General features: G+C 56.1%; 16 protein-coding genes and 1 tRNA gene. 9 read left to right on the top strand and 8 right to left on the bottom strand.

Annotation, left to right across the window (positions count from 1 at the left end; genetic code table 11):
* Positions 1-54: 54 nt before the first annotated feature.
* Entirely contained in the window at positions 55-765 is a 711-nt protein-coding gene (locus CSE01S_RS08570) for a DUF3053 domain-containing protein (protein ID WP_042286824.1), read from the top strand.
* A gap of 89 nt (positions 766-854) precedes the next feature.
* On the opposite strand, the gene ghrB is transcribed toward CSE01S_RS08570, so the two are convergent.
* The 6 genes from ghrB to CSE01S_RS08540 all read right to left on the bottom strand — a co-directional run bounded on the left by ghrB (position 855) and on the right by CSE01S_RS08540 (position 6796).
* Positions 855-1829, bottom strand: coding sequence for a glyoxylate/hydroxypyruvate reductase GhrB (gene ghrB / locus CSE01S_RS08565; protein ID WP_042286821.1), 975 nt, complete (start codon positions 1827-1829; stop codon positions 855-857).
* A 22-nt stretch (positions 1830-1851) separates the two neighbouring features.
* Positions 1852-3132 (bottom strand): MFS transporter, encoded by a 1281-nt coding sequence (locus CSE01S_RS08560; RefSeq protein WP_042286817.1) that lies wholly within the window; start codon positions 3130-3132, stop codon positions 1852-1854.
* Between the two features lie 67 nt (positions 3133-3199).
* On the bottom strand, positions 3200-4138 hold the full coding sequence (locus CSE01S_RS08555; RefSeq protein WP_042286815.1) for a sugar kinase: 939 nt from the start codon (positions 4136-4138) through the stop codon (positions 3200-3202).
* Between the two features lie 3 nt (positions 4139-4141).
* Complete coding sequence (locus CSE01S_RS08550; protein ID WP_042286811.1) at positions 4142-4891, bottom strand: sugar phosphate isomerase/epimerase family protein; 750 nt, start codon at positions 4889-4891, stop codon at positions 4142-4144.
* Between the two features lie 100 nt (positions 4892-4991).
* Positions 4992-6008: a LacI family DNA-binding transcriptional regulator gene (locus CSE01S_RS08545; RefSeq protein WP_042286807.1), complete on the bottom strand. Its 1017-nt coding sequence runs from the start codon at positions 6006-6008 to the stop codon at positions 4992-4994.
* Between the two features lie 125 nt (positions 6009-6133).
* A complete protein-coding gene (locus CSE01S_RS08540) occupies positions 6134-6796 on the bottom strand; it encodes an OmpA family lipoprotein (protein WP_042286803.1) in 663 nt (220 codons plus the stop codon).
* A gap of 152 nt (positions 6797-6948) precedes the next feature.
* Here CSE01S_RS08540 and CSE01S_RS08535 point away from each other — a divergent pair, with 152 nt between their 5' ends.
* Complete coding sequence (locus CSE01S_RS08535; protein ID WP_233422695.1) at positions 6949-9273, top strand: molybdopterin guanine dinucleotide-containing S/N-oxide reductase; 2325 nt, start codon at positions 6949-6951, stop codon at positions 9271-9273.
* Here CSE01S_RS08535 and CSE01S_RS08530 read toward each other — a convergent pair.
* Both CSE01S_RS08530 and tag read right to left on the bottom strand, forming a co-directional pair.
* Positions 9242-9682, bottom strand: coding sequence for an N-acetyltransferase (locus tag CSE01S_RS08530; RefSeq protein WP_042286801.1), 441 nt, complete (start codon positions 9680-9682; stop codon positions 9242-9244). The two genes, CSE01S_RS08535 and CSE01S_RS08530, sit on opposite strands and share 32 nt — an antisense overlap.
* Positions 9663-10241 (bottom strand): DNA-3-methyladenine glycosylase I, encoded by a 579-nt coding sequence (tag, locus tag CSE01S_RS08525; protein WP_042286797.1) that lies wholly within the window; start codon positions 10239-10241, stop codon positions 9663-9665. The genes CSE01S_RS08530 and tag overlap by 20 nt, the downstream gene beginning before the upstream one ends.
* 157 nt (positions 10242-10398) lie before the next feature.
* On the opposite strand from tag, the gene CSE01S_RS08520 reads away from it, so the two are divergent.
* The 7 genes from CSE01S_RS08520 to dppC all read left to right on the top strand — a co-directional run bounded on the left by CSE01S_RS08520 (position 10399) and on the right by dppC (position 19038).
* Positions 10399-11100, top strand: coding sequence for an autotransporter domain-containing protein (locus CSE01S_RS08520; protein WP_042286794.1), 702 nt, complete (start codon positions 10399-10401; stop codon positions 11098-11100).
* Between the two features lie 230 nt (positions 11101-11330).
* Positions 11331-12533: an L-lactate MFS transporter gene (locus CSE01S_RS08510; RefSeq protein WP_042286791.1), complete on the top strand. Its 1203-nt coding sequence runs from the start codon at positions 11331-11333 to the stop codon at positions 12531-12533.
* Between the two features lie 262 nt (positions 12534-12795).
* Entirely contained in the window at positions 12796-14487 is a 1692-nt protein-coding gene (gene eptB, locus CSE01S_RS08505) for a kdo(2)-lipid A phosphoethanolamine 7''-transferase (protein WP_042286787.1), read from the top strand.
* Positions 14488-14578: 91 nt separating this feature from the next.
* Positions 14579-14655, top strand: a tRNA-Pro gene (locus CSE01S_RS08500).
* 678 nt (positions 14656-15333) lie between these two features.
* Complete coding sequence (gene dppA / locus CSE01S_RS08495; protein ID WP_042286785.1) at positions 15334-16941, top strand: dipeptide ABC transporter periplasmic-binding protein DppA; 1608 nt, start codon at positions 15334-15336, stop codon at positions 16939-16941.
* Positions 16942-17106: 165 nt separating this feature from the next.
* A complete protein-coding gene (gene dppB, locus CSE01S_RS08490) occupies positions 17107-18126 on the top strand; it encodes a dipeptide ABC transporter permease DppB (protein ID WP_042286783.1) in 1020 nt (339 codons plus the stop codon).
* Between the two features lie 9 nt (positions 18127-18135).
* Positions 18136-19038: a dipeptide ABC transporter permease DppC gene (gene dppC, locus CSE01S_RS08485; protein WP_042286779.1), complete on the top strand. Its 903-nt coding sequence runs from the start codon at positions 18136-18138 to the stop codon at positions 19036-19038.
* Positions 19039-19044 lie beyond the last annotated feature (6 nt).

Below are 19044 nucleotides of genomic sequence, written 5' to 3'. Positions count from 1 at the left end.
GCGTCAGGCACGCGTATTGCGTTGTGCGCATTTTTGGGTGAAAGGAGTATAAAAATGGCGACAGGTAAGTCCTGCTCTCGCTGGTTTGCGCCTCTTGCGGCGTTATTAATGGTAGTTAGCCTGAGTGGGTGTTTTGATAAAGAAGGCGATCAGCGTAAAGCGTTTATCGATTTTCTGCAGAATACGGTGATGCGTAGCGGTGAACGCTTACCGACACTGACTGCCGATCAGAAAAAAACATTCGGTCCGTTTGTATCTGATTACGCGATTTTGTACGGCTATTCGCAGCAGGTGAATCAGGCGATGGACGCCGGTCTGCGCCCGGTCGTTGATAGCGTAAACGCCATCCGTGTGCCGCAGGATTATGTCACGCAACGCGGGCCTCTGCGCGATTTAAACGGTTCGCTGGGCGTGTTGGGCCAACAGCTACAGAACGCGAAGCTACAGGCCGATGCGGCGCATGGCGCGCTGAAACAGGCCGACGATCTGAAGCCGGTGTTCGATCAGGCGTATAAAAAAGTGGTAACTACTCCAGCCGAGGCGTTACAGCCGCTGATCCCGGCCGCGCAAATCTTTACCCAGCAACTGGTGCAGGTGGGCGATTTTATCGCGCAGCAGGACACCCAGGTGAGCTTCGTGGCGAATGGTATTCAGTTCCCGACTTCGCAGCAGGCAAGCCAGTACAATACGTTGATTGGACCGCTGGCGTCGCAGCACCAGGCTTTTAACCAGGCCTGGAGTGCGGCGGTGAATGCCGTTCAGTAACCGTTAAAAGCCCGAGGGCGAAGTGGCCAGTCGGGCCAGTTCACACCCCTGCCGGACGAGGCGACGCCGCCCTCCGGCAGGGGTATCCATTACCCCGCCACCTGCGGATTCACGCAGTTCTTCCTGACCTTTCCTTGCAGTGCGTCAAGCAAATTATCCACCGCGCAGGCCGCCATGTTGTCGCGGGTTTCATGCGTTGCCGAGCCGATATGCGGTACCGCCACGACGTTGTGCATTGACAGCAATGGAGAGTCAACCGGCAGCGGCTCCTGTTCAAACACATCCAGACCGGCGGCCTGAATCTCACCGTTTTGCAGGGCGGTCACCAGCGCCTTTTCGTCGACCACCGGACCGCGCCCGGCATTAATGAAAATAGCCGAACGCTTCATATGGGCGAACTGTTCCGCGCCAAACAGATGATGCGTTTCGTCGGTCAGCGGCAGGATCAGACAGACAAAATCTGCTTCCTGCACTAGCGTATCAAGATCGCAGTAACGCGCGTTGAAACGTTCTTCCGCTTCGGGATGGCGGCGGCGGGCGTTGTAAAGAACCGGCATACTGAAGCCAAAATGCGCACGTTGCGCCAGCGCGAGACCAATACGTCCCATACCGACGATCCCCAGCGTTTTATGGTGTACATCAGTGCCAAACCAGTCAGGGCCAATACTTTTGGTCCATTGGCCCGCTTTAACGCGTTCGGCGACGTCCACCACCCGGCGGGCGGTCGCCAGCACCAGCGCCATGATCGTGTCGGCCACGGTCTCCGTCAGTACGGTCGGCGTGTGCATCAGCAGCACGTTACGCGCGTTCAGCGCCTCCACGTCAAAATTGTCGTAACCAACGGAAATGGTTGAGGCGGCACGCAACCTCGGCATCTTCTCCAGCAGCGCGCTGTCGACGGTTTGACTGGAGCCGAGCAGACCTTCCGCGTTAGCAAACGCCTGGGCGTACTGTTCAACCGTCTCCGGGCGCAGGTTCTGCACCTGGGTAACGGTGACATGTTCTTCCAGGCGGTGCAGTAAATCGTCGGGTAACGCTTTATAGAGAATAATGGACGGCTTCATACGACTCTCCATGAATGTGGTTTTACGCGTGGCGTGCGCCAGTCGGTAACTGCTGATTATTCGCGGGTCTGACAATCAGAGTTAGCCATACGGAGGCGAAAAGCGCCACCCCCATAAAAATGTACGAGGCGGACGGGCTGCCGGTGACGCCGTTCAGGTAGCCGACGAACCATGAGCCTAAGAACGAACCCAGCGCGCCCATACTGTTGATGAGCGCCATCGCGCCGCCTGCGACGTTACGCGGCAGCATTTCGGGAATGATGGCGAAGAAAGGCCCGTACGGGGCATACATCGCCGCCCCGGCAATCACCAGCAGGATGTACGAGGCCCAGAAATTATTCGCGCCGACCGCCCAGGAGCCGATGAAGGCGAAAGCGGCAATCAACAGCAGCGGCCAGACGAACAGTTTGCGGTTCTGCAATTTATCCGATGCCCAGGAGGCCAGAATCATCGCGACCGTTGCTGCCAGGTACGGCACGGAGGAAAGCCAACCGACTTCGACCATGCCGAGGTTCGCGCCACCGTCGCGAATAATGGAAGGCAGCCACAGCACGAAGCCGTACACGCCGATGCTCCAGGTAAAATATTGCAGGCACAGCAGGATAACGTTACGGGAGCGAAACGCCTCGCCGTAGTTACGGACGGCCTTGATGCCCTGTTGCTCCTGTTCGAGTTGGGTTTGCAGCGCTGTTTTTTCCGCATCGGACAGCCAGCCGACCTGCGCCGGTTTGTCGCGAACCAGCGCCCACCAGCAGAATGCCCACAGAATGGCGGGAACGCCTTCGATGATAAACATCTCGCGCCAGCCGAGCGCCTGGATCAGATAACCAGAGACCACCGACATCCACAACACAGTCACCGGATTGCCGAGGATCAGGAACGTGTTGGCGCGGGAACGCTCCGAACGAGTAAACCAGTTGCTGATGTAAATCAGCATGGCGGGCATAACTGCGGCTTCGACCACGCCAAGGATAAAGCGGATCGCGGCCAGCGCGGGAATGTTGCTGACCACGCCGGTCAACGACGCGCAGCCGCCCCATAAGATCAGACAGACGAAGATCAGCTTGCGCACGCTGCGGCGCTCGGCGTACACCGCGCCGGGGATCTGGAAGAAAAAATAGCCCAGGAAGAACAGCGCGCCGAGCAGCGATGAGATCCCTTTGGTAATCCCGAGATCCTCGTTAATGCCCGCTGCGGAAGCGAAGCTGAAGTTTGCGCGGTCAAGATACGCCAGGCTGTACGTGATAAACACGATTGGCATGATGTACCACCAGCGTTTTGCTGCATTTGTTGAGCTTGCCATAGTCAACCTCTGTTGTTTATGCCGCCGCTGTCTGTAGGGTACAGGGGGCCGTTATCATGACGTGACGTTATTCGCCTAACGTTTCACGTGTGGGTAAACCTTCGCTGTCGCCCTGTACCTGAATCGCGAGCGCGCCAATTTTATTGCCGCGGGCGACTGCCTGAGCCAGCGTGCGGCCTTCCAGCAGGGCGCTGATAACACCGACGGCGAAACCATCTCCGGCGCCGACGGTGTCCACAACGTTGTCCACCTTGACCGGCGCAACGCTGCCTTTTTCACCGTCGTGGGTTTTATACCAGGCGCCGTCTGCGCCCGTTTTCAGCACCACGGCCTTCACGCCGTGACGCAGGTAGAAATCCGCAATCCCTTCCGGCGTCTGCTGGCCGGTTAATATCATTCCTTCCTTCAAGCCCGGCAGCACCCAGTCGGCCTGAAAGGCGAGACGGTTGAGCTTCTCGACCATTTCTTCTTCGCTTTTCCACAACGTTGGGCGCAGGTTTGGGTCGAAAGATATACGCTTTCCCTGAGCCTTAAAGGTGCGTGCGGTATGCGCCAGTAATTCATATGAACTGCTGGACAGCGCCGCCGCCACGCCGCTCAGGTGCAAATGACGGGCGCGGGAGAAGTATTCTGCGTCAAAGTCTTCCAGTGAAAGACGGCTGGCCGCAGAGCCTTTACGAAAATACTCCACAATGGGATCGGTTCCATTTTCAACTTTCGATTTCAGCTGAAAGCCCGTAGCGTAACCGTTGTCAACGGTCACGCCCTGCGCGTCAATCCCCTCTTTTTGCAGGGTATTGAGCACAAAGCGCCCGAAACTGTCGTTTCCTACCCGGCTTACCCAGCCGACCTTCAGGCCGAGCCTGGCCAGTCCGGTCGCCACATTCAGTTCGGCGCCGGCAACGCGCTTGATAAAGCGATCGACGTCCGCCAGATCCCCGGTTTCTGTCGCGACAAACATCGCCATCGCTTCGCCAAGGGTGATGACATCCAGTGCATTTTTCATGGGTTACTCCTTGCGTAAAACGTCGACGTAGCGGCGGGTGACGGCGGTCAGATCGGCCCCTTCCAGCGGAAACTCGATACCGCGCGGTACGTGTGCAGGCAGCGCTGAGAGAAGCGCCAGCCAGCGCGGGTCGGCCCGATCCGGCGGGATAGCGCGGTAGCTGTCGTGGTGCCGTGTCGCTGCCTTAACGTGGACGTATCCAACAGAGGACGCCAGTGCATTAGCGGCCTCTTCCGGCGAGTCGCCTACCCACAACCAGTTGCCCATATCAAACGTCAACTGTACCGCAAGCGCCTGCTGCTGGCAGGCGGCGTTAAAGCGCCGCATTGATTCAAGTCGACCGCAGGCGGTCTGGTCGTTTTCCACCACCAGCGCCATGCCGCTGCTTGTGAGCCAGTCGCGCAGCGTGTCAAACGAATCAGTACGCTGAAAATGGCCGAGTGAAACTTTCAGCCACAGCGCACGCAGCGTTTGCGCTTCCTGAAGCAGCGCGGGTAACTGCGGGTTGAGGCTGGCGTCGGTGACGAACAGCGGTTGCGGCACGGAGTAGCAGGCCTGCAGCCCGACGCTTTCGATGGCTGAGGCCAGCGCCGGCAGGGCGTTCAGTTCCGCGTCGGTAAACATCTCGCGGCGTATCTCAACGCCGTCGGCGCCTGCGTTGGCGATCACCGGCAGCATCGCGATTTGTCCGCCCGCATCGCGTACGGTGTCATAACCATACGCGGCGGTGACCACCATAATTTTTCTCTGCATGAGGACCCCCGATCTTGCGTGCTTTTTATTACGCTAGATGGAACCGGTTCCAAAGAAAAGTGTAGTGTGTCGAAATTATGATCGCCATCACGAAGGGAGATTAACGGGCGGTAGAACCGCGGACGATCAGCTCGCCGGAAAAAACCTGCTCATGGATAGCCTCGCTGCCGCCTTCTATGCGGCGGACTACCTGCTCTACCGCGGCGTAGCCAATCTGCCAGGTGGGTTGTTTTAACGTGGTGATGCCAACACCCGCCAGCTCTGCCCATTCCAGCTCGTCAAAGCCCAGCAGGCCGATGTCGCTGCCCCAGTTGAGGCCAATGCGCTTCAGCGAACGGGCGACCTGCAACGTCAGCGCGCCGTTAGCCGAAATAACCGCCTTACGCATGCCACGGTGCTGCTGGTGAAATTGACGCAAGGTGTTATCTAACTGCGCGTTTTCCGCCAGCGGGACTTCGGCGTTCTCTGCGACCACGCCAGGGTAGCGCGCCAGCGTGGCGCGAAAAGCGTTGAGGCGTTCGCGGCGGGTATTGACGGTCCCCAACGGCTCGCTAAGAAACAGTAGCGCCTCAAAGCCTTGCTCGATCAAATGCTCAGTGGCGGTGGTTGCGGCCTGCGTGTTATCCAGTCCCACCACGTCGCAGGCGAAGTCAGGAATTTTCCGGTCGATCAGCACCATTGGCAGCGCGGATTGTTGCAGACGGTTTAAGCCATCCTCGCGCATACCGACAGCGTTCACCACAATCCCTTCGACCTGATAGCTGCGCAGGAGATCAAGGTAGTGCAACTCCTGATCCACTTCGTTGTTGGTGTTACAGACCAGTGGGGTAAATCCCTTCTCGCGGCAGGCGGCTTCTATACCGCTGAGCACGTTAACGGAGTAAGGGTTGGTGATATCGGCGATAATCAGGCCGATGAGACGGGTGCGGCCTCGCTTCAGGCTGCGCGCCATCAGGCTTGGGCGATAGTCGAGATCAGCAATGGCTTTTTCAATACGCGCCAGCAATGCCTCTGAAAGCAGATGCTTTTCGCCGTTCAGATAGCGTGAAATACTGGTTTTACCGGTTTTTGCCGCTTTCGCCACGTCGCTGATGGTGGGGCGCCCTGATTTGCTCATCGCTGATTTCCTTACTTTAGATGAGCATACCTTAGCGCGAAAATACCCGGTGGCGCTACGCCTGGCGGGTAGGGGAATCGATTTTCCGGGCCGGAAGGCGTTCAGGCCGCCATCCGGCACAAGAATTACTGAATAGGGCTTAAGGTGATTTCGACGCGGCGGTTCTGGGCTTTGCCTTCCGCGGTGCTGTTGCTGGCGATCGGGTTCGCCGGACCCATACCGCTGGTGCGGATACGGTTAGCGTCTACGCCCTGAGCGATCAGCGAGCTGGCAACGCTATCGGCACGCTGTTGCGACAGACGCATATTCAGATCGTGGCCGCCAGTGCTGTCGGTATAGCCAATGACGTTGACGGCGGTTTTCGGGTATTCCTTCAGTACCATCGCGACACCCGTTAGCGTGTTCGCTCCCGCTGGCTTCAGCGTGGCGCTGCTACTGTCAAAGGTGACGTTGTTCGGCATATTCAGAATGATGTTGTCGCCGCTGCGCGTGACGCTCACGCCGGTTCCCTGCATTTTTTCACGCAGCTTCGCTTCCTGCACGTCCATGTAATAACCCACGCCGCCGCCCAGCGCCGCGCCGGCTGCTGCGCCTATCAGCGCGCCTTTGCCGCGATCTTTCTTCGAGGATGACAGCGCCCCAATACCCGCGCCAACCAGCGAGCCAATCCCGGCGCCGACGCCGGATTTACCCGCTTCGCGTTCACCGGTGTAGGGGTTGGTTGTGCAGCCAGATACCGCCAGCGCGCCGCTCACGATAGCGGCAATGACTAAAACACGTTTCTTCATCTTAATTCCTTAATGTCTTTCTTATTTTTACCACGGCAAGCGTGGCGGTAGATTATGACGTGTGAAGTTGAAGAAAATTCCAGGGATCTCTCTGAAATTTGTAAGTAACATTGAACAGAGAAATACATCTACCCCTCTTCAGGAGCGCCATTTTGCCAACGCACAAACCGGTGTTAACCGCGGCCCACTGGGGGCCTGTCCTCGTGGAAACAGACGGAGAGACCGTCATTTCTTCCCGCGGCGCGCTGCCCACGGAGCATCCCAATTCGCTGCAAAGCGCAGTTCGCGATCAGGTGCACAGCAAAACCCGGGTGCGTTATCCCATGGTGCGTAAAGGTTTTCTTGCCTCGCCGGAAAGGCCACAGGGCGTGCGGGGACAGGATGAATTTGTGCGGGTGAGCTGGGACGACGCCCTGACGCTCATCCATAAGCAGCACAAACGTATTCGCGATACCTATGGCCCGTCCTCTATTTTTGCCGGTTCCTACGGCTGGCGCTCCAACGGCGTGCTGCACAAAGCCGCCACGCTGTTGCAGCGTTATATGGCGTTGGCAGGGGGATACACCGGGCATCTGGGGGATTATTCCACCGGCGCGGCGCAGGCCATCATGCCGTATGTGGTAGGCGGCAGCGAGGTTTATCAGCAGCAGACCAGTTGGCCCGTTGTGCTGGAACACAGCGATGTGGTTGTACTCTGGAGCGCCAATCCCCTGAATACGCTAAAAATTGCCTGGAACGCTTCGGATGAAAAGGGAATCGCTTACTTTGATGCGCTGCGGCGCAGCGGCAAACGGGTGATCTGCATTGATCCTATGCGATCGGAGACCGTCGATTTTTTTGGCGATAACATGGAATGGATCGCGCCGCACATGGGCACTGACGTGGCGCTAATGCTCGGTATTGCCCACACGCTGGTGGAAAATGGCTGGCATGATCAGACATTTCTGGCGCGCTACACCACGGGCTACTCACTATTTGCTGAGTACCTCACTGGACAGCGCGACGGCATAGCCAAAACCGCTGAGTGGGCGGCCGACATTTGCGGCATTCCGGCAGAAAAAATCCGCGAACTGGCGGCGATTTTTCACAATAATACCACTATGCTGATGGCCGGTTGGGGAATGCAGCGCCAGCAGTTCGGCGAGCAAAAGCACTGGATGATTGTCACTCTTGCGGCAATGCTTGGGCAAATCGGTACCCCGGGCGGCGGTTTTGGTCTCTCTTATCACTTCGCCAACGGTGGAAATCCGACGCGCCGCTCCGCCGTGCTGGCCTCAATGCAGGGGAGCTTGCCTGGCGGCACTGATGCGGTGGATAAAATCCCGGTTGCGCGCATTGTCGACGCGCTGGAAAACCCCGGCGCGTCTTATCAGCATAACGGCATGGATCGTCACTTTCCGGATATCCGTTTCGTCTGGTGGGCGGGTGGCGCCAACTTTACCCATCATCAGGACACCAACCGACTGATTCGTGCCTGGCAGAAGCCGGAGCTGGTGGTGATTTCCGAATGCTTCTGGACCGCAGCCGCTAAACACGCCGACATTGTACTGCCCGCCACCACCTCCTTTGAGCGCAACGATCTCACCATGACTGGCGATTACAGCAACCAACATCTGGTGCCGATGAAACAAGTTGTGCCGCCGCAGTATGAGGCGCGCAATGATTTTGACGTGTTTGCCGAACTGAGCGAGCGCTGGGAGCGCGGCGGCGGACAACGTTTTACCGAAGGGAAAAGCGAACGGGAATGGCTGGAGACATTCTACAACATCGCTGCCCAGCGTGGGGCCAGCCAGCAGGTAACATTGCCGCCGTTTGCGACTTTCTGGGAAGCCAACCAGCTGATCGAAATGCCGGAAAACCCGGACAACGCGCGGTTTGTGCGTTTTGCTGATTTCCGTCGTGACCCGGCTGCGCATCCGTTAAAAACCGACAGCGGCAAAATCGAAATCTATTCCCGGCGCATTGCCGGTTACGGCTATGCGGATTGTCCCGGGCACCCGATGTGGCTGACGCCGGACGAGTGGCACGGCAATGCGCAGAAAGGCCAGCTTCAGGTGCTGTCGGCGCATCCGGCCCATCGTCTGCACAGCCAGCTTAATTACAGCGAACTGCGTGAACGCTATGCGGTGGCGGATCGTGAACCGGTTACAATTCATCCCGACGACGCGCTGGCGCGCGGCATCCGTGACGGCGATACGGTGCGGGTGTGGAATCATCGCGGGCAAATTCTCGCAGGGGCCGTGGTGAGCGCTGGCATTAAGCCGGGCGTGATCTGCATTCACGAAGGAGCATGGCCGGATCTGGATCCTGCCGCCGGAGGCATCTGCAAAAACGGCGCGGTGAACGTGCTGACCAAAGATTTGCCCAGTTCCCGACTGGGCAATGGCTGCGCGGCGAACACCGCGCTGGCGTGGCTGGAAAAATATTGCGGCCCCGCGCTGACGCTTACGGCGTTTGATCCGCCTGCCAGCTCATAATCCAGGTGGGATGCTGGGTATCCTCTTGCCATGCGCTGTCTTCAATACGAAAGCCCATCGCATGGTAGAAGTTCACCGCGTTCTGGTTTTTTTGATACACCTCAAGACTCAACTGCGTAAAGCGCTGTTGCACATACCGCACCAGCGCTTTGCCGATCCCACAGCGCAGTGCGTCAGGCGTGACAAACAGCGCGCCTAAAAAACGATCTTCCAGAACGCTAACGAACCCTTTCAGAACGTCGTTATCCTCCCACACCCAGGTTCTGGCGGCGGGCAGATACACGTCGCGCACGATCGTTTCGCTCTCGCGCCAGTAGTGTTCAGCAATAAACGGATGGGCAAAGATCGTGCTTTCCAGCCACAGCGCCAGAATCGCCGTCCTGTCGGCGCTACGGGATTCGCGAATCATATTTTTCTCCCGGGTGGCAAAAACAGCCGGTGATATGGTCATTGACCAGTCCGCACGCCTGCATAAAGGAATAGCAAATGGTCGTACCGACGAACTTGAAGCCCCGTTTTTTCAACGCTTTTGACAGCGCGTCGGAGGCGGGCGTAGAGGTTGGGATCTCGCTCAGCGTGGCGGCCTGCGTCACTTGTGGTTGATGGTCGACAAATGACCAGACGAACTGCGCAAATGGTTCGCCGTTTTGCTCCATCGCAAGCCAGGCGCGGGCATTGCCAATGATGGCCTGAATTTTTCCGCGATGACGGATGATGCCCGGGTCGAGCAGCAGCCGTTCGACATCCTCTTCCTGCATCGCCGCCACGCGAACGGGATCGAACTGGTGGAAATTGGCGCGATAGTTCTCGCGTTTTTTCAGCACCGTAATCCACGACAGGCCGGCCTGCTGGCCTTCAAGGCAGATCATTTCAAACAGTTTTTTACCGTCGGTTTCGGGGACGCCCCATTCTTTGTCATGGTAGGCAATATAAAGCGGGTCCTGGCTGACCCAGCCGCATCGTTCCATACTTTCCCTCGCTCTCTGAATTGCCTTAAAAATTTCATTCTGCGCGCCTTGACGCGTCTGCGAAAAAGACAATATTTAATACAGGGCTTTTAGCCTGTCATCCTTCTCACAATGACAATAATATCGCCGATTTCGGCTCTCCTCTGGAGTCGCATTGATGATGACAAAAAAAGACGGTGGTCGCCGGGAAATCGTTCTGCTGGCGAGCGTGGTGGCCTGTTCGCTATACATCAATACCGCCAGTGCATGGCAACAAGAATATATCGCCGAAGCGCCATCCGGACATACGACTGAACGCTATACCTGGGACAGCGATCACCAACCGCGTTATGACGACATCCTGGCGGAACGGATCAAATCCTCGCAAAACGTGCCGGGCTTGAGCGTTAACTTTGCGGATGCGTCGCCCCATGAGGCGACCAGTGGCATGAGCATGGGCTGGAATTTCCCGGTTTCAGAGACGGTGATGACCGGGCCGGTCGCCGCGCTCCATTACGACGGTACTACTACATCGATATATAACGAATTTGGCGACAGCGTGATGAATTTGTCCGCCGATCCGTTATGGCATGCCAGCGTGAGTACGCTGGGCTGGCGGGTGAATTCGCAATTTGGCGAGATCAGACCGTGGGCGCAGGTCAGCTATAACCAGCAATATGGCGATAGCATCTGGAAAGCGCAGTCCGGGCTAAGCCGCATGGCGGCTACCTCACAAGATAACAGCTGGCTGGACGTGACCGTGGGGGCGGATATGCTGCTTAATCCGCACATGGCCGCTTACGCGGCGCTCACTCAGGCGGAAAATACGCCCAACACCACCGATTACCTCTATACGATGGGGGTCAGCGCCAGATTTTAACCTTGGATTTACAACTAAACTTTAGCCATAACATGGCATGCAATGATAGTGAGCACTAACTTACAATATAAAAATCAGCTTGCTGAATATATGTCTCGTCATTCATTCCAGATTCCAGGCATTTCATTCCGTTCTGACGGCACTTCATGCCGTTTTTTCCCCGCATAAAATGCATTTCGTTATGGTTGTCGGCAGTGAATTTCCCCTTTTGTTTATGCAGGAATACTGCCATGAAAACTTCAACGTATCAGCGCACCCGTTGGTTGACCCTTATCGGCACCATTATTACGCAGTTTGCCCTGGGTTCTGTTTACACCTGGAGCCTGTTTAACGGCGTACTGTCCGAAAAACTGGATGAACCCGTCAGCCAGGTCGCCTTCTCTTTTGGCCTGCTAAGCCTGGGGCTGGCGATCTCATCTTCCGTTGCCGGAAAGTTACAGGAACGATTTGGCGTTAAACGGGTGACAATGGCGTCAGGCATTTTGCTTGGGCTGGGCTTCTTCCTGACCGCACATTCTTCGAATCTGATGATGCTGTGGCTGAGCGCTGGGGTGCTGGTGGGACTGGCGGATGGCGCTGGTTACCTGTTAACCCTGTCCAACTGTGTGAAGTGGTTCCCGGAGCGCAAGGGGCTGATCTCCGCTTTCGCCATTGGCTCCTATGGTCTGGGCAGCCTGGGTTTTAAATTCATCGACAGTCAACTGCTGGCGACCGTCGGTCTGGAAAAAACCTTCGTAATTTGGGGCGCGATTGTGCTGGTAATGATTGTCTTTGGCGCCACGCTGATGAAAGATGCGCCGAACCAGGAGGTCAAAACCAGGAATGGCGTTGTGGAAAATGATTACACGCTGGCACAATCGATGCGTAAACCGCAGTACTGGATGCTGGCGGTCATGTTCCTGACGGCGTGTATGAGCGGTTTGTACGTGATCGGCGTGGCGAAAGATATTGCGCAGGGCCTGGCGCATATGGACGTCGCGTCTGCGGCCAATGCGGTGACGGTTATTTCTATCGCAAACCTGTCTGGCCGTCTGGTGCTGGGGATCCTGTCGGACAAAATTGCCCGCATTCGCGTTATTACGATTGGCCAGGTGGTGTCGCTGGTGGGGATGGCCGCTCTGCTGTTTGCGCCGCTGAACGCGATAACCTTCTTTGCCGCTATTGCCTGCGTCGCCTTTAACTTTGGCGGCACCATCACTGTCTTCCCGTCGCTGGTGAGCGAATTCTTCGGCCTGAATAATCTGGCGAAAAACTATGGCGTGATTTACCTCGGCTTTGGCATCGGCAGCATCTGCGGTTCGATCATCGCCTCGCTGTTCGGTGGCTTCTACGTCACCTTCTGCGTGATTTTCGCCCTGCTGGTTCTCTCGCTGGCGCTGTCTACCACCATTCGCCAACCAAAACGCGATGTGATGAATATGGCGCATGCCTGAATAAAATAAACAATGACAGGACCAGCCGCGTGGCTGGTCTTTTTGTTATTAGCAGTCGCGTGAAAAATCCGTTTTCAAACTTGAATATTTGTAAAAATCTGCTTCGATCACATTATCTGCTGCCACTTTTTCCCTTCCTTGTGGTCTACTTAGCCGCGCGTGTAGATCTTTCCTGTCTGACTACCTTCGCAATTTGTCCTGCCCGGCTGGGTTAGCCGAAGCGCAGGCTGTGTTTACCCCTCGATTTCCAGGGCTTGCTTGCATGAAATACATTACGTCGATGACGCAGCAAAAGCTGAGCATTTTGCTTGCCGTCTATATCGGTCTGTTTATGAATGGCGCGGTTTATTTCCGTCGGTTTGACGGTTATGCGCAGGATTTTACCGTATGGAATGGAATCGCCGCGGTTGTTGAATTGGCTGGCACGGTGCTGGCTACCTTCTTCTTTTTACGTCTCTTTTCCCTGTTAGGCCGTACGGCCTGGCGCGTTCTGGCTTCGCTACTGGTGCTGATCTCCGCTGGCGCAAGCTATTACATGACCTTTATGAATGTCATGATTGGTTACGGTATTGTGGCTTCAGTCATGACCACCGATATCGACCTGTCAAAAGAGGTTGTTGGCTGGACGTTTATTCTTTGGGTGGCTGGCGTAAGCCTCATCCCGCTGGTGTTGATCTGGTTTAACCGCTCGACGGACACCTTTTTGCGTCAGCTTTGTACGCCAAAAGTACGCTGGCGCAGCGCGCTCACCGTTCTGATGGCGGCTTTTCTGGTGTGGGCGCCGATTCGCCTGCTGGAGCTGCACCAGAAGCGCGCCGATCGCATCGCTGGCGTCGACATGCCAAGCTACGGCGGGGTGCTGGCGAACTCGTATCTGCCAACAAACTGGCTGTCCGCACTGGGCCTGTACGCCTGGGCGCAGGTTGATGAATCGTCAGATAACAAATCGCTTATCAATCCGGCGAAAAAATTCACGTATACGCCAACCCAGAATCTTGATGACACCTACGTGATTTTCATCATTGGCGAAACCACGCGTTGGGATCACATGGGCATGCTGGGCTATGAACGTGATACCACGCCGAAGCTTGCGAAAGAGAAGAATCTGGCAATGTACCGCGGCTACTCCTGCGATACCGCCACCAAGCTGTCGCTGCGCTGCATGTTCGTACGTCAGAGCGGGGCGGAGGATAATCCACAGCGCACGCTGAAAGAGCAAAACGTATTTGCAGTGCTTAAACAGTTAGGTTTTAGCGCCGATCTGTACGCGATGCAGAGCGAGATGTGGTTCTACAGTAACACGATGGCCGACAACATCGCCTATCGCGAGCAGATCGCTGCGGAGCCGCGCAACCGGGGCAAAGCGGTGGATGATATGCTGCTGGTGAACGAAGTTTCGCGTTCCCTGGAGAATAACCCGCAGGGCAAACATCTGATTGTGTTGCATACCAAAGGTTCCCACTATAACTACACTCAGCGCTACCCGCGCGAGTTCGCCCAGTGGAAGCCGGAATGTTATGCCATCGACCGTAAGTGTCCGAAGGACCTGATGATTAACTCTTACGATAACTCCATAACCTATGTGGACCACTTTATCGATAGGGTGATTGATCAGGTGCGCGATAAGAAAGCGATTGTGTTCTACGCGGCGGATCACGGCGAATCGATTAACGAGCGCGAGCATTTGCACGGCACGCCGCGTAAGCTGGCGCCGCCAGAGCAGTTCCGCGTACCGATGATGGTCTGGATGTCGGACAAATATCTCGAGAATCCGGCCAACGCGCAGGCATTCGCGCATCTGAAGAAAGAGGCGGAAATGAAGGTGCCGCGTCGTCACGTTGAGCTGTACGACACGATTATGGGTTGTCTCGGATACACCTCGCCCAACGGCGGGATTAACGAGTATAACAACTGGTGCCATGTCCCTGACGGGAAGAAAGTTGCCGCACAATAAGCGGCCTGACGACTTTCTCGCCGATTAAATGGCATTTTGCGACTAAGGGATTGACGGGGGCGCGCCTGAGCAGTAAGATGCGCCCCGCATTCGGTGATTGGCGCAGCCTGGTAGCGCACTTCGTTCGGGACGAAGGGGTCGGAGGTTCGAATCCTCTATCACCGACCAAATTTAAAACCCTGCTCAACGAGCAGGGTTTTTTGCATTTGAAGCCAATGAGGTGAGAACCTCCGGGGGAAAGAGGTTCGACCCGAGCGATCACCGACCCCAATTCGAAACTCTGCCATCTTCATTTTTGCTACAAAAATTGCGCCTTACTTCTCACTATTCGTTAACGATTTTGTGACATATTCCATTGTCTTTTTTTATCTTTGCATCAATCTTTTTTTGCGTTACTTATGGCTGACCCCAGCATTTTCCGCTGTGCGTTTTAACGTTCATGGCATTAATCGCTCAGATATACAGCATTTCGTCAGAAATTTTTCATAATCTGCACAAAACTTAATCACCAAATGTTGCGAAATATTAAGATTTATATTCTGGCATTACGCGCGTAGCATAAATTTCTCTGCTGAAAATACCCCTCTGGAGTTTTTTTAATCTTTGTTTGTCAATTCTCACCGTTGTCGTAAAACGCGGTTAGCTGTATTGACGTTTTCACATTCTGTTGACAGATTGTAGGGCATGAGGGGCATTTCATGGAGAATCCGCGCTGCAACTCAGTCGTTTAAGTGAATGGAATCCCTACCTCATCACGCCGACCCGGCCGGTCAAAAATAAAAAAGGCCAGGCGGCGCTAACCCACTGCAAAGGGTAAAACAACAACATCACATTTGGAGCAGAAGAATGAGTATTTCCTTGAAGAAGTCAGGGATGCTGAAGCTTGGTCTGAGCCTGGTGGCTATGACCGTCGCAGCAAGCGTACAGGCTAAAACCCTGGTCTATTGTTCAGAAGGTTCTCCTGAAGGGTTCAACCCGCAACTCTTTACCTCTGGCACAACCTATGATGCCAGTTCAGTACCAATCTATAACCGTCTGGTGGAATTTAAAACCGGCACCACCGAAGTGATCCCAGGCCTTGCGGAAAAATGGGAAATCAGTGAAGACGGGAAAACCTACACCTTCCACCTCCGTTCTGGCGTGAAGTGGCAATCCGGCAAAGAATTCAAACCGACGCGCGACATGAACGCCGACGACGTGGTCTTCTCCTTCGATCGTCAGAAAAACGCGCAAAACCCGTACCATAAAGTGTCCGGCGGCAGCTATGAATATTTCGAAGGGATGGGCCTGCCCGATCTGATCAGCGAAGTGAAAAAAGTGGACGATATGACCGTCCAGTTTGTGCTGACGCGTCCGGAAGCGCCGTTCCTCGCCGACCTCGCGATGGACTTTGCCTCTATTCTTTCTAAAGAATATGCGGACAACATGCTGAAAGCCGGTACGCCGGAAAAAGTGGATCTGAACCCTATCGGCACCGGTCCGTTCCAGTTGCAGCAGTACCAGAAAGACTCCCGTATCCTCTATAAAGCCTTTGACGGTTATTGGGGCACCAAGCCGCAAATTGACCGCCTGGTCTTCTCCATCACGCCTGACGCCTCTGTGCGCTATGCCAAACTGCAGAAGAACGAATGCCAGGTGATGCCGTATCCGAACCCGGCAGACATCGCGCGCATGAAGCAGGATAAAAACATCAACCTGATGGAGCAGGCGGGTCTGAACGTGGGTTACCTCTCGTTCAACACCGAGAAGAAACCGTTTGATGACGTCAAAGTGCGTCAGGCGCTGACCTACGCGGTGAACAAAGAAGCGATCATCAAAGCCGTTTACCAGGGCGCGGGCGTCGCGGCCAAGAACCTGATCCCGCCAACCATGTGGGGTTATAACGACGATATTAAAGACTACACCTACGACCCTGAGAAAGCGAAAGCGTTGCTGAAAGAAGCAGGGCAGGACAAAGGTTTCACCGTCGAACTGTGGGCAATGCCGGTACAGCGTCCTTACAACCCGAACGCGCGCCGTATGGCGGAGATGATTCAGGCGGACTGGGCGAAGATCGGCGTGCAGGCCAAAATTGTCACCTACGAGTGGGGTGAGTACCTGAAACGCGCCAAAGCGGGTGAGCATCAGGCGGTCATGATGGGCTGGACCGGCGATAACGGGGATCCTGACAACTTCTTCGCGACGCTGTTCAGCTGCGCGGCGGCGAAAGACGGTTCCAACTACTCTCGCTGGTGCTACAAGCCGTTTGAAGATCTGATTCAGCCAGCGCGCGCCACCGATGATCACAACAAGCGTATTGAACTATACAAACAAGCTCAGGTGGTAATGAACGAGCAGGCACCGGCCCTGATCATCGCTCACTCCACCGTATATGAGCCGGTGCGTAAAGAAGTCAAAGGCTATGTGGTGGATCCGTTAGGCAAACACCACTTCGATAACGTCTCTGTCGAATAATTAAACGCTATCGTCAGGTAAGCGCTACGCCCCCGAAGATCGGGCAGGCGTAGCGCCACCCGGCAGCAGTGCTTTATTCCTTCTCTGTAAGCGGGAAGGGATAAGATTTGTGAGCAATACAGACTCACGGTTCCACGCCGTGCGTCCTGAGAGAGAATCCGGGTTATGTTGCAGTTCATTCTCCGACGTTTGGGACTCGTCATCCCTACGTTTATCGGTATCACCCTTCTCACCTTCGCGTTTGTCCATATGATCCCCGGCGATCCGGTGATGATCATGGCGGGTGAGCGTGGTATCTCCCCTGAGCGTCATGCTCAACTGTTGGCTGAACTCGGTCTCGATAAACCGATGTGGCAGCAGTACCTCCATTATATCTGGGGAGTCATGCAGGGTGATTTAGGCATCTCGCTGAAAAGCCGTTTGCCGGTGTGGGACGAGTTCGTGCCGCGCTTTAAAGCGACGCTGGAACTTGGCGTCTGCGCCATGATTTTCGCCACCGCGGTGGGCATTCCGGTCGGTGTGCTGGCCGCCGTCAAGCGCGGGTCCATTTTCGATCACACCGCTGTTGGCCTGGCGCTGACCGGTTATTCCATGCCGATCTTCTGGTGGGGGATGATGCTGATCATGCTGGTCTCCGTACACTGGAACCTGACGCCGGTTTCCGGGCGTGTCAGCGACATGGTGTTTCTTGACGATACCAATCCGCTGACCGGTTTTATGCTGATCGACACCGCCATCTGGGGCGAAGAGGGCAATTTTATTGATGCGGTTGCGCACATGATTCTGCCCGCAATGGTCCTCGGCACGATTCCGCTGGCGGTCATCGTGCGTATGACCCGCTCGTCGATGCTGGAAGTGCTGGGTGAAGACTACATTCGTACCGCCCGCGCCAAAGGGCTGACCCGCATGCGGGTCATTATTATTCACGCGCTGCGCAACGCCATGCTGCCGGTGGTCACCGTGATTGGCCTGCAGGTGGGCACGCTGCTGGCGGGCGCCATTCTGACCGAAACCATCTTCTCGTGGCCTGGCCTCGGACGCTGGTTGATTGATGCGCTGCAACGACGCGATTACCCGGTGGTACAGGGCGGGGTGCTGCTGGTGGCGACGATGATTATCCTCGTCAACCTGCTGGTTGACCTGCTGTACGGCGTGGTGAACCCGCGTATTCGTCATAAGAAGTAAGGGGCCATCATGTCACAGGTTACTGAAAATAAAGTTATTGCCGCACCGGTGCCGATGACCCCGCTACAGGAGTTCTGGCACTATTTCAAACGCAACAAAGGCGCGGTTGTTGGCCTGGCGTATGTCGTCATCATGATCCTGATTGCGGTATTCGCCAACGTTCTTGCGCCCTATAACCCGGCGGAACAGTTTCGCGATGCGCTGCTCGCGCCGCCGGCCTGGCAGGAAGGCGGGAGCCTGGCGCACCTGCTGGGTACCGACGATGTGGGTCGCGACGTGCTGTCGCGACTGATGTATGGCGCGCGCCTGTCGTTGCTGGTCGGCTGCCTGGTGGTGGTGCTGTCGCTGGTGATGGGCATCGTGCTCGGGCTGATTGCCGGTTACTTTGGCGGCATTGTTGATAACGTCATTATGCGCGTGGTCGACATCATGCTGGCGCTGCCGAGCCTGCTGCTGGCGCTGGTGCTGGTAGCGGTCTTTGGGCCGTCAATCGGTAACGCCGCGCTGGCGCTGACCTTTGTCGCCCTGCCGCACTATGTCCGGCTTACCCGCGCGGCGGTGCTGGTGGAGGTGAACCGCGACTACGTGACGGCTTCCCGCGTGGCGGGCGCAGGCGCGATGCGTCAGATGTTCATCAATATCTTCCCGAACTGCCTCGCGCCGCTGATCGTTCAGGCGTCGCTCGGTTTCTCTAACGCCATTCTCGATATGGCCGCACTCGGCTTCCTCGGCATGGGTGCGCAACCGCCAACGCCGGAGTGGGGCACCATGCTCTCCGACGTGTTGCAGTTTGCGCAAAGCGCCTGGTGGGTCGTGACCTTCCCGGGTCTGGCGATCCTGCTGACGGTGCTGGCATTTAACCTGATGGGTGACGGTCTGCGTGATGCGCTCGATCCCAAGCTGAAGCAGTAAGAGGTT

It is taken from the genome of Citrobacter sedlakii NBRC 105722, from assembly GCF_000759835.1.
GTDB classification, from domain to species: domain Bacteria; phylum Pseudomonadota; class Gammaproteobacteria; order Enterobacterales; family Enterobacteriaceae; genus Citrobacter_A; species Citrobacter_A sedlakii.
The sequence above is the reverse complement of the archived record's forward strand: the minus strand, read 5'-3'. Positions and strand labels throughout refer to the sequence as shown.